The sequence below is a fragment of the Deltaproteobacteria bacterium HGW-Deltaproteobacteria-2 genome, assembly GCA_002840505.1.
GTDB lineage: Bacteria > Desulfobacterota > Syntrophia > Syntrophales > Smithellaceae > Smithella.
This window is the reverse complement of record PHBC01000005.1, coordinates 280640-292741: the sequence shown is the minus strand read 5'-3', so window position 1 is coordinate 292741 and position 12102 is coordinate 280640. Positions and strand designations below refer to the sequence as shown.

The 12102-nt window shown below is 45.3% G+C and carries 11 protein-coding genes and 1 pseudogene; 2 read left to right on the top strand and 10 right to left on the bottom strand.

The window, feature by feature from the left end; all coding sequences use genetic code 11:
• The 7 genes and pseudogenes from CVU62_11975 to CVU62_11945 form a co-directional block, all read right to left on the bottom strand.
• Nucleotides 1–1900: formate acetyltransferase (locus tag CVU62_11975; GenBank protein PKN37312.1), on the bottom strand; the 1900-nt coding region annotated here is incomplete at its 3' end.
• A 47-nt stretch (nucleotides 1901–1947) separates the two neighbouring features.
• Nucleotides 1948–2061, bottom strand: a pseudogene (locus tag CVU62_11970) (benzylsuccinate synthase).
• 437 nt (nucleotides 2062–2498) lie between these two features.
• On the bottom strand, nucleotides 2499–3527 hold the full coding sequence (locus CVU62_11965) for a glycyl-radical enzyme activating protein (protein PKN37311.1): 1029 nt from the start codon (nucleotides 3525–3527) through the stop codon (nucleotides 2499–2501).
• A gap of 64 nt (nucleotides 3528–3591) precedes the next feature.
• Complete coding sequence (locus CVU62_11960) at nucleotides 3592–4935, bottom strand: hypothetical protein (protein ID PKN37310.1); 1344 nt, start codon at nucleotides 4933–4935, stop codon at nucleotides 3592–3594.
• Entirely contained in the window at nucleotides 4932–5915 is a 984-nt protein-coding gene (locus CVU62_11955) for a methylmalonyl Co-A mutase-associated GTPase MeaB (GenBank protein ID PKN37309.1), read from the bottom strand. Before CVU62_11955 ends, CVU62_11960 begins: the two co-directional genes overlap by 4 nt.
• A 122-nt stretch (nucleotides 5916–6037) precedes the next feature.
• Entirely contained in the window at nucleotides 6038–7789 is a 1752-nt protein-coding gene (locus CVU62_11950) for a methylmalonyl-CoA mutase (GenBank protein ID PKN37308.1), read from the bottom strand.
• 19 nt (nucleotides 7790–7808) lie between these two features.
• On the bottom strand, nucleotides 7809–8216 hold the full coding sequence (locus CVU62_11945; GenBank protein PKN37307.1) for a methylmalonyl-CoA mutase: 408 nt from the start codon (nucleotides 8214–8216) through the stop codon (nucleotides 7809–7811).
• A gap of 285 nt (nucleotides 8217–8501) precedes the next feature.
• On the opposite strand from CVU62_11945, the gene CVU62_11940 reads away from it, so the two are divergent.
• On the top strand, nucleotides 8502–8708 hold the full coding sequence (locus CVU62_11940) for a hypothetical protein (protein PKN37306.1): 207 nt from the start codon (nucleotides 8502–8504) through the stop codon (nucleotides 8706–8708).
• A 125-nt stretch (nucleotides 8709–8833) separates the two neighbouring features.
• Nucleotides 8834–9511 (top strand): hypothetical protein, encoded by a 678-nt coding sequence (locus CVU62_11935; protein ID PKN37305.1) that lies wholly within the window; start codon nucleotides 8834–8836, stop codon nucleotides 9509–9511.
• Between the two features lie 111 nt (nucleotides 9512–9622).
• On the opposite strand, the gene CVU62_11930 is transcribed toward CVU62_11935, so the two are convergent.
• The 3 genes from CVU62_11930 to CVU62_11920 are packed head-to-tail and all read right to left on the bottom strand — an operon-like array spanning nucleotide 9623 to nucleotide 12063.
• Entirely contained in the window at nucleotides 9623–10204 is a 582-nt protein-coding gene (locus tag CVU62_11930) for a DUF4125 domain-containing protein (GenBank protein ID PKN37304.1), read from the bottom strand.
• Nucleotides 10201–11121 (bottom strand): sugar dehydratase, encoded by a 921-nt coding sequence (locus CVU62_11925; protein PKN37303.1) that lies wholly within the window; start codon nucleotides 11119–11121, stop codon nucleotides 10201–10203. Before CVU62_11925 ends, CVU62_11930 begins: the two co-directional genes overlap by 4 nt.
• Nucleotides 11122–11136: 15 nt before the next feature.
• Nucleotides 11137–12063: a hypothetical protein gene (locus CVU62_11920; protein ID PKN37302.1), complete on the bottom strand. Its 927-nt coding sequence runs from the start codon at nucleotides 12061–12063 to the stop codon at nucleotides 11137–11139.
• Between the last annotated feature and the right edge of the window lie 39 nt (nucleotides 12064–12102).

Here is a 12102-nt window from a genome sequence, read left to right as displayed (position 1 = left end):
CATAGTCATCATCATTGCCCCACTTAGGCGCATTCTTGACGAAATCAAGACGCATCTCCTCATGGCCCTGCCAATCGTCAGCGAGAGCCTGTTTAAGCTGGGCCATGGTGTATTTCTTTTCATCGAAAATCAGCTTCTTGATTGCCGCCAAACTGTCAATGTTTTCCACCCAGGTAAAGGCCGTTATCCAGGAATTGCCCTGGCTGAGTGATGGCGTCATCACATCCAGGCCGCTTTCTACCGAGCGTTCGGAGATAGCTGAGAGGAAAGGCCGTGGGGTAACATCTGCGGCAATCGCTCTGGACGCGTTCACCATACGGGCCAGGATACTGAAGATGGTCTTCATCTGGAGAATCCAGGCATCATATACCTGTTCGTAACTGGTGAAGGTGGCCGGATCTGGTGTTTCAGCTCCGATCTGCATGTTGACCACAGGGTCGAAACCTGAGGTAAAGACGTACTCGATGATCTTGGCGCAGTTGGCGGTGGCATTGGCCATGCGCATCGGCTGGAAACCGCGCTTGGTAGTAGGACAAGGCGACATACAGGCCTGATTAGGATCATTACGCATTGAAGGATAACCGAGACCCTGACGGATGCATTCGAAACATTCGCGCAGGACTTCTTCCTTGACCTTGGGGTGCCAGCGGAAACTGAAAGTCGGGTTGGCAACCCTGACCAGACGTGCTGCCTGAAGCAACGCAATTGTCATGTCGTTGCAGGCGTCGCTGCCGTCCTGTTTCACCCCGCCCAGGGTCCATACCCATGTTCCTTCTATGCCCTGCAATCCTTCACGGGTCCATTTGGGTTTATACTGTGAAACCTCGGCAGCCCTAATCAGGAACTCACCGACCAGATCCATCGCCTCTTCCTTGGTGAGGCTCTTGTCGATGTTGACGTCCTTGTCGTAATACGGGCCATGATAGTAGTCCGGTCGTCCAGGCCAGGCGCCCTCGATGGCCTCGCTCCGGCTGAAGAGCTGAATGAAGAGGTCATACTGGAGCGACTCCTGGAGGGTCCGGGGCGTCTTGGCCGGTACTCGTTCACAGCAATTGGCGATCTGCAAGAGCTCTTCTTTGCGCTTATTATCAGTCTCGAAGTTCTCCGCAATGATTCTGGCCAGGCGCGCATAACGCTGCGCATGGCGGATACCGGCTTCAAGAGTTATCTTGTAAGCTTCCCAATTATTCATATGCTTATACATTTCGGAAGGATTTGCTATAGCCATAGGCTCGTGGGCTTTAGCGTCCGTCTCGTCGACATTGCGATCGAGTTCGGCGATGACATCTTCAAATGCCCGTTTGCCGGTCATGATGTATTCGTAATCCTTTCCGGAATAACCACCTCTGGCAAGCGGAACACCCCACCCGATCGTGCCGGAGAGAACCTTCGTTATATCGAGCATATCTGCCATGGGTATCAATCTGTCGGCATCGGCTTTCTGTGACCAGTAAGTGATAACGTCATTCATTATCTTTAGACTCTCATCAAGCGGTTCAGGAATAGCGGTAGAATCGTTGAGAATCTCTGCATTCAGGATCGTGGCTAAGGTTGGATTCCAACCGATCGTATTGGGAGCACTGCCCACGTAACCAACCAGCTGAGCCTTATCGGTGATAAAAATCGTTTTTTTATCGAGGTAATCAGCAAAAATCTTAGCTTGTTTGACTACAAATGGATCAGGTGAAAATTCCATATTACGCGCACATTGTGTTTGCAATACGGCCTGCTCCATATCAACATGCAATCCGGCCGGATAAAGTCCACCGACTGCTCCTTTTTTCCATATAGCCTTTCTGAGATAATCCAATCTCTTGGATCTTTTCTTCTCTGCGGCCCACCACCATTCTTGTTTTTTTTCTAGATCTTTAATACTTGCGTTTGTTGCTGGCTCTGCCATAAAATTTCCTCCCTTCTTGTTACCTTTCGGCTTTTCAGCTGACTCCCGGGCTTTGCTTTGTAGTAAGCTTGTCGCGGATCAACTGCTCTTTCAACACAATCTCCATTTTTAGGATCTTCCTTTATGGGAAAGAATTTCTTACACTCCTTGCATGATGGCATTAAAATCACCTCCTTTAATTGTTAACTTTTTTAATTTTAACTTTAATTCTGGTTGCCTTTATTAATTACATTAAACCTTTTACTTGCATCTACATTTTTCCGGACTCATGGCCGGCATATTTCGATACAACTTTCGCCGACGAGTTTCATCCAGATATAATGGGCGCACTTTGATGAATTCACATTGAAATAAAAATGAAAACTATTTCACCTTTGAACACATACAACTGCAATCCCATATTGATGTTAACAATGACTTAATCTCCTGCAACTTCCCCATCTATCAGATGATTATTTCTACTCAGAAAAGTTCTTATACAGGCCATAGGCAATATCCGGTATATTGTCTTCTTACTCCTACATTCTGGGACCGTTCTGTTTAACGCGTATTTTTTCACCTGATTCCTTTTATCTTAGCGTTATATTTTCCTGTTTCTTTATAATTTTCTTATATTTTCCCCTTCAGAGCCCTTACAACTCTGAGATTCCCGGGATATTTTTGCCGTGTCTATCTCTTCAAATCCGGATCCACCCACTGTTGTCACAAGACCATACTGGCGATAGAGGTCCGCATGGATTTCAAGAAACGAGGGATTGATGGCATCTGTTTCACTATATGACCAGTTTCTGCCAAGCCAGGAATACTTGTCCTGACAATAGTTGTGGAAGGGAATCAAATCTACACGCTTCACATTCTTAGAAAGCGAGGCAAGATAAGCGGATGCCTGGGTGTGAAAATCAACGCCGTCATTAAAGCCGGGTACAACTGGTATGCGTATCCATATATCGGAATCTGTTTTGCACAACAACTCCAGATTTTTCAGAATGAGATCGTTTTTTACGCCGGTTTTTTCGAGGTGCTTCGCCGGATCAAGATGCTTCAGATCAAAAAGAAATATATCCGTATATTCTGCAATCTGCTCCAATATACTAAAGTTGCAATATCCATTAGTGTCCAGGCAGGTGTGAATCACGCGCTTCTTTGCTTCTTTAAGCAGCTCCAGAGCAAAAGCAGGATGCGCCGTTGGCTCACCACCGCTTAACGTCATACCTCCTCCTGAAGTTCTGTAAAATGGCCGGTCCTGATCTACCACGTCAATGATCTCGGATATGCTCATGGGTTTTCCCACTGTCTCGAGAGCTTCATACTTGCAGACATCTACGCACTTCAGGCAATTATCGCACTTCGCGCGGTTTATTTTATGATAAGTTGATCCTTCGCTGTTGGACAACTCCGGTTCTATGGGAGGATTGATGGCATCCCTGGGACAAGCCTCCAGGCATGCGCCACACTGTACACACAGCCTTTTCTTCCAATAAACTTCAGGGTAACTCGGAATGGTTTCAGGGTTGTGGCACCACTCACACTTCAAGGGACATCCCTTAAGAAACACATTTGTCCTGAATCCGGGACCGTCATTCACGGAAAACTTGGCAATATCAGTGATCAGCACGCGCTCTTTCATTTATACTATCCTCCCTGGATCCTGATGATCTATGAGAATAAAGTATCCTGCCCCTTATGAATAATCATAAGAGAATCCTCGTCATACTTTTCATGTTCCGAAGTTTATCCATCGTCTCGATCTTTTTCTTCATAGCAAGTGATTTCTTTTCACCCAGTACAGGCTCGCACAGATCGAGAAACTTGCTGGCTACGCGTTCTTTCTTAATTTCCAGAGACGGAATCTGCTGAAGAATGTCAGAAAAGGCCTGGAAGCTTTTTCCGTTATTGGTCTCCACCTCAACAAGCGATTCCAGGGCCTGCATCTTAGGATCATTAATTACATTGATCTTTTTCATAATCGCCCGCACTGCGGGATCATTCACTTTTTCGTCAGTAAAGGCCTTCATGCCTGTTTCTTCCCTCAGCAGGGCGTTCGCCACGCAATAAGGAATGCAGAATTTCCCCTCCAGTCCGCTGGCCGGTTCGGTTTTCCCTGCTGCCGAAAGGGCCAGAGTAGATGAATGGACGGTGATGCTCTTGATAGCATTCAGTTCGATGTTCTCTTTTTTTATAATGGACAATGCGGCTTCCAGGGGCGAGTGTGTTGCATGGCAGGATGCATGATATTTCTGGTTGAGGTTCTGTATATCCCAGCCCAAACCCAGCATAGAAACGACATCCTCATTTACCTTGCCCCTCAAGGCCTCGAAGAACCCCTGAGGGCCTTCAAAAATGTCTTCAGCGCTCGTAAAATTCTTCTCCGCGAGAAGCGCTGCCAATAGTCCCGATTGTGAGGAACGGCCGGCATGGAAAGGCTTGCACATTGTCCCGAACACACGTTTTAAGCCTGATGACTGTGTCGCGCCAATGCCCAATGCGTATGTGGCCTGCTTCTCGGACAAGCCCAGCAAGCGTGCACATGCTGCTGCAGAAGCAATATGCCCTAAAGTTGAAGTAGCATGCCAACCCGCCATATAATGGTCAAGACTTGCGCAAGCGCCAATGGTTCCTCCGACCTGTAGACCGATAATATACGCGGTTAGAAATTCTTTTCCCGATTTGCCCCTCCACTCGGAAAGTGCCAGCAGCGACGGGAAGATGGTCACCGAAGGGTGCCCAAAGAACGAAACCAGGGTATCGTCATAATCAAGCGTATGAGATGCCGCACCATTGATAAGGGCAGCACTGCTCACGTCCTTTTTCATATTATAACCGATGATGGTTGCCTGTTTTTTGCCTCCCATCATCTCTACATAATCGATAAGTATTTTTACCAATGGATCATCTTTGCCCGCGAATGTAACAGCGAGCCAATCCATGAAAGCCACCTTGGCATGCTCATATGCCCACTCGGGGATATTCTGTTCATTAGTATTAACTATGAACGAGGCAAGTTTTGCGGTAAAGCCTGCACCATTTCCACTCATTGAAAGCCTCCTTTTCGTTTTTCTTCAAGGTTCTTAATGACAGCGAACCGTTTCATTAACTTGTCTGCGATACTATAAGGATCGCTCTTGCCGGAAAGTATGAGTTCAAGCTCTTTCTCCATATTTCCATTGCCCGTGATCCGCTCCTTGATGATACTGACCATCTCCGTCTCCAGTATACTTATGACCTCTTGACGAACATGATCTTTTTGATAGTGCGGACCTTTCTTTTTCTTCTGAATAAATTCAGAAAGTATGTCCATTAGTTTATCAATGCCTTCCTTGGTAAAGGCAGAGGTCTTAATGACCTGGGGCATTTTTACAGCCGTCTCCGTTGAAAGATCAAGCATGGCGGAAATCTCGGATACTATAATATCAGCACCCTCCCTATCGCATTTATTCACCACGAACAGGTCACCAATTTCCATAACTCCGGCTTTGATGGCCTGGACACTGTCGCCTCCTCCCGGGTATGTCACGAGCATTACATAATCGGCTGCACTTACAACCTCGATTTCATCCTGACCTACGCCGACAGTCTCAATGATAACAATATCTTTTCCGGCATAATCCATGATTCTTACAACATCACGGGCCGCCTGGCAGAGACCTCCCAACATGCCACGGGTGGCCATAGACCTGATAAAGATATTCTGATAGGTGCTTATATCGCGCATCCGGATACGGTCTCCCAGCACTGCTCCACCGGAGAAGGGACTTGATGGATCTACCGCAATAATGCCGATAGTATACCCCATATCACCCAATCGCTTGGCAAACTCACCGACCAAAGAACTTTTGCCCGCCCCCGGAGAACCTGTGACTCCTATCACGCAGGTCCGCCCCGTTTTCGCGTAGATGGTCTTCATTATATCTTTCCAACCTGTCTTCCGATCTTCAACATGCGAAATAAGCTTTGCCAAAGCTCTTTCACTATTTTCTCCGGCGGCTTCAATCATCAATGCGAGTTTTTCTTCCACTGTAAAGACCTTTTCCTCTAATCCCGATAAACGGGATAAGTGCGTTAATGAAATTATTTTCAGCCACTCTTTTCTGTACCCCCTCGCGGGTTAGAAAAGCGCAGAATATAATTTCTGGCTTACTAAATTTTCATAGGCTGTGCTTCACCGAAAACTTCACGCAACACATCGCAGATCTCCTGGAGCGTTGCATCGCTTTCAACGCACTCGCATATTGCAGGCATGAGATTCTTATCTTTATCTTCAGCCTGAACTTTCAAATTTCTAAGAGTGGTTACGACAGCCTTGCCGTTGCGTTCGCGCTTTAATTGGGCAAGATTTGCCTTCTGACGTTCTTCTGCCGTCTTCATAAGTTGTGGATCATAGGTCGCTTCCACTTGACGGTTGATGGAAACATCAATCTCATGCTCGCTAGTAAAGCAGTTCACGCCGACAACCAGTTCTTCCTGTTTCTCTATCTTTTTCTGGCGCTCATATGCGCTCCTGGCTACCGCTTTTTGCATATACCCATTTTCAATAGCGGCAACCGCACCACCCATTTTCTCAATCTTCTCCAATTCGGCCAGGGCATCTTTCTCGATCTCATCCGTAAGTGATTCCATGAAGTACGATCCGGCCCATGGATCGCATACGTCAGTTACTTTTGCTTCGAAGATCATGATTCTGGAAGCATCTTGCTGTAATTGGACCGCCTCCTGAGAATGGCCAAGGCCAAGTGGTTCGTCAAAGGGTGGAAATGCACCGGGAATAGCCCCCGACATTCCGGCTGCCATTCCACCGACAACGGCACGGGCCAGATTGTTGAGCGGCCGCTGGAGCGTGGTGCTGGAACATCCTATATGCGCCGTGATGGGCTGGCGGATCTGCATGCTCTTGGGATCCTTGGCATTGAAACGATCCCTTAATATATGGGCCCAAACTCTGCGGGCTGCCCTCTGAAAAGCAATTTCATTGTAGACTTCCATGCTGCCGCCGAAGGCATTGAAGGTAAAGGCAGGAGCAAACGCATCAACGTCCAGACCGCCTTCAATTCCGGCCTTAATATAAGCAATGCCGTTGGCCATCGAAAATGCCAGATCCTGAACGCGTGTGGCCCCGGCTTCCCTGATATGGTAGCCGCCTATTGAATTTATATTGAGCTCAGGCATATGCTTACAGCAGAATACGCACGTATCGCGGAACAACCTCAGTGATTCCGCCGGCGGATAAATATATGTTCCACGGGCTATGAATTCTTTGAGAATGTCATTCTGGGGTGTCCCTGTCAATTTAGCCAGCGGTATACCACGTTTCTTGGCCAGACAGGCATACATGGCTATAAAAACCGCCGCCGGCGCATTGATGGTGAAGTTAGACGGCACTTTATCAATATCAAGAGCTCCGGTATATGCCTCGTAGATGACGGCAAAGTCCCGCATAGAATCTATGGCAACTCCCACCCGGCCAACTTCTCCCTCGGCAAAAGTGCTGTCCGAATCATACCCGCACTGGGTTACCAAATCGAAGGCGATATTGGGACCACCTATACGTCCCATGGACTGCATCTTTAAAAGATAATCTCGATAATCGGCAGGAGTTCCAAATCCACCGTATTTACCTGATCGCCCCGTTCCGCCCCAGTCCGATCGATAATTGAGCTTTGCACCAAATTCTGCATATGCTCTCCAGAATTCGAAGGGAGTGTTTCCTGCAGTGTAGGGAAACTGACCGGGAAATCCGACTTTTTCCAGAAAATGCGAACTATCCGAAGAAAGAGGTGTATAGAAACTCGTTGGGCTCTTATCTAACTTAAACTTCTTTACTCGTGGATTTTTGACCTCATCTTCCCATTTCTTTAAAGCCTCTTTAATTTCTTTTTTACTATTCTTCTTCATGTCTCGTCCTTAGTAGTGGTTAGGCATCTTTTCCGAGCTTTGTACGGATGAATGCCGCAATATCCTTGATCTTAGAACCTGAAGTGAAAACGCCACCAACACCCATTTTTTCAAGAACTTTTTTGTCTTCTTCAGGAATGATACCCCCGACAGTTACCAAAATGTCGTTTGCACCTTTGGCTTTGAGACCTGCCATGACTTTTTTTGTCAATGTGAGATGAGCTCCCGAAAGGATAGAAAGACCAATTACATCAACATCTTCCTGTACGGCTGCGGAAACAATCTGCTCCGGGCTCTGGCGTAGGCCCGTGTAGATGACCTCAAAACCTTCATCCCTGAGTCCATAGGCTACAACATGTGCTCCACGCTCATGACCGTCCAACCCGGGCTTGGCTACGAGAACTCTGATCTTTGAATCCTGGCCCATGTGAACTCCTCCTTTTTCTCCGAATTATTTAACAGCTACATCTCTTTCAGCAGTTGCATGTGATTTGTGGCTGTATGTCCTAAACAAGAGGTTTTTTGCAAGAAAAATGCCAAAAGCATTATGCGTCCGAATAAGCCGATTTTTAACTCTATTTTTAATTCTTTTTAAAAAGCCTGAAAATGGAGTCCTTTTTATGGGACATATTTGACTAATTAGTGTCCATTAGGAACAAGTTATTTTTGTAAGAAGAATGAATTTGAGAACATTATATATGATGCTTTTTTCATGTTTAAGTATAAGGCCACCATATTTGAATGTCAAGAAAAACTTAGCCAGTATAGCCTTATAATATGCAAGAATATGTTATCCGATATTTCAGATCACGGGTATGAACCCCAAAGAAAGCTGCCGGGCATAATGCCCATGCTTATGCAGGATAATTCGACTTTCAATCTTCAGTACACGCTGTTTCTGAAACTTGGGTCTCATTAAAATTTGAGTCTCATAATCAATAACTTTTTATTGCTTATTTTTATTGTTTACTTTACATCATTATCTAACTAAAAAAGCTGAAACTTTTTTGTAATACATTTTTAAAACCAAAAGGGAGGGTGTGCATGGCTTCAGAGGAATGGAAATCAAAAGCTGATATGCTTGTTGGAAACGGCAAGAAGAAGTATGAAGAAGAAAAGTGTGAGGAGGCTTTGGATCTATTTAATCAAGCTCTTGATGTTTATAAACAAAATGGAGATACGGATGGCGAGATAACCGCTTTGGGTTACATTGCGGCTACTTATCGTTTGGCAAATAAACCGGAAAAAGCGGTAGAAACATATAAATCACTCTTGAAAATATTTGAAAATTTACATGATGTGATCGCACAGGGAAAGGTTCTGAATAACATTGGACTGATAAGCGCAAGGAGTGGGAAATATGAAGATGCGTTAGAGAGTTTCCATAAAGCATTATATCTTTTTACGGATATTGACAATAAACTCGGAGTAGCGGATCAGCTTGGTAACATAAGCTCTGTTTACCGCGACACCAGACAATACGACAATGCCCTGGTTATCTGCGAGGACGCGATGAAGGTTTATAAGGAGATAAACAATAAAACAGGAATCGGCGACCAATACAGCAATATAGCTTATTTATACGTAATGAAGGGTAATTTGGCTACTGCACTTGATTTTTACAAAAGCGCCGCGCTTTTTTATGAAGAAGCTGGCGAGGAAGAGAAAGCGAGTCTGACAAAGAAGAACATAGAAAACCTTGAAAAAAGTGGCGTAATATAAACTGAATAATTTTGTATTACGTTTCTGTGATTTTTCTTTTTTCAAAGAAGAAATTGAGTTTATTACCAGGCAGCAGTGCTTTCGGCTTAGTTGTCCGGTTCTGCCAGCTTATCATCTTTCTTCTAACTTTGCCTTTTCCGCCTCATCAAGTGAATCATACCCCATGTCTTTTACCAGACATAAGTAAAGCTCTTCCGCCATATTAATGCCTTGAACATGCTTAGCCTGGATGTCTTTGCTCAGCAGTTCAAGTGTGGCGTCGGAATAGGTTTCCAGTTCACCTCTTAAATATGTTTCGAAGGAAGTGAAAAAGGCAGAATCATCGGCGCTGGATAAAGGACGGCCTCCACTCATTATTCCGGGATACTTTTTCATCATCGACCGCTGCCATACACAATAATAGCCAACAATCGTATCAATAAGGGGATTACTGTTTAACTGTGGAATCAGATTATCCATGCGCGCATACTTATGTGTCATGAGATTAATCCCCTTCTCCTCTGCCCTTTCCAGATCATGCAGATAGCTTTCCAACGTTTCTCTCGACCAGCATGAAAACTGCGCTCTACGGTGAAGTTTGAAGCTTTCCGGATAATCCTGACATGAGCTTTTCCTGATCGAAGGCACGCTCAAAAACATCTTCAGCTCCCTGGCAAGAATTTTCTCTATTACATCTTCATTTACCAGACTCATAGCTTTCCACTCCTTTTCTGTTTGTACCATGCATACGTTGCACTCATCCCTTCAACGAACGGAGTATATGAAAAGTCCATGTCTTTCGTGATAAGCATTCCGGAATAAATAAGATGTTCATCAAGGGGAAACGGCAAAGGAATACCCAGAGCATCAATTTGGTTAATGCTCATGGACTCTATGCTAATGTGCTTGCGCGTAATAATCCGGAGCACATCCACGAACCTTGTATATGAAATCAGTTCTTTGCCTGATAGATTGAACGCCTTCGTATAGGCATTCTTGTTTCCGATACAAACGATAATCGCACGAGCCACATCCCATACGGAGACAAACGTAAAGAGTGCAAGCTCATTGTCCGGAAGGATGATAGTTTTGTCTGCCTCAACCAGATCGAAGAAGTAGCCCTCCCGTGGTGCGTAGTTGTATTTTCCGTATATGAATGTAGGCCTGAAGATGGTCCAGGGAATGTTATTTTCTGAGCATTGAATTTTTAATTCTTCTTCGGCCAGATGTTTGTTGTAGGCATAATCGCCATGAGGCCCTGGTTGCGGTCCGGCCACGTGAAGAGCTTCTTCGTCTATCGGCAGTTCATTGGTTTTTTCGTAAATGGACGACGTACTGATTAAGATATATTGGCCGATGGCATGAGACGGAAGAGTGGAAATCATCGTGCTAATGTCTTCAGGTGTGTAGGCGCAGAAATCAACCACAGCGTTCCACTCTATAGAGGGTATGGCCTCAGACATGGCCTCCGTATCGTGCCGGTCACATTTGATTTCGGTTACGCCTTCAATATTAAGTGGAACATTTCCTCTGTTCATGACATAAATCGCATAGTCTGGAATCCTGGAGAGCTCCTCCACGAAAACTTTCCCGACAAAATAGCTTCCACCGATGACCAGCACATTTTTCATATGCGTTTTATCTCCTCATCCGATCCATACATTTCGCTCGCGAAGTTCCTTGTCTTTTATTTTATTCTGAATTATCGGACCATGATCCAACAGAAAAGTACTGGAAGAATCTGTAAGGCCTTCTGCCTTGAGCTCAGCAATTATCATCGAGCAGACCTCTTCTACTATTTCCAATTTTAACGAAGAGTCCAAAGTGTGTATCAATAAATTTATTTTTTCATGGATATCTTTACCTAACAGCGGCAATGCAATAAGGGCTTTATTCATCCACTTGTAAAAGGGTGTGTACCGTCTGTTCATAAGAAAAATAAGTGAGATGACGTCAACACAAAATTTAGTCTCGGAGTATCGTGCAGAAAATTGATCACCTCTTTTAAGGCAGCGTCCAAGGTTATACTGGCCGGACTGAGCAACCGTCATGCATCGTGCAGCCATCTTCTTGAGCCGGACGTCGTCCGGATAGAACTGCAGAAGCCGGTTGCGGATTGAGCTGAATTCTCCGAGTGGATCATAGAAAACCTTACCATTGGTTGCCGCGGCGAGTGCCGATTCGGGAACTATCATCCATTCTTCATTGTTTTGAGGAACACTCCTATAACCTATGTATCGAGAAATAAAATCGCCAATCTCGAATACACCAATCCTTTCATTACCCCACTCGCTCTGTATTCTGGAGTCGTAACCTAAAAATGTTCCGGGAAGTTGTTCGTACTTCCCGATCAGGTCTTTGGCGATGTCATCATAATCCTCGCGAGTTAACCAGATGCAAAAACCGGGGCCCCAGTCATGATCACGGGAAATTTCATCATCGAAACCAAAGCATTCGGAACCGTCGCCCACTAACCCGCAGGCCATTCGCCGGGCATGCAGAGGGAAACTCTTAAGGATCATGGGAAGACCATGTTCATGAAAATATTGCTCGGCAAGTGTCAGGCCATTCATTTTTTAGGCACCGGTAAGAATCCTCATTTTTAGCAATTC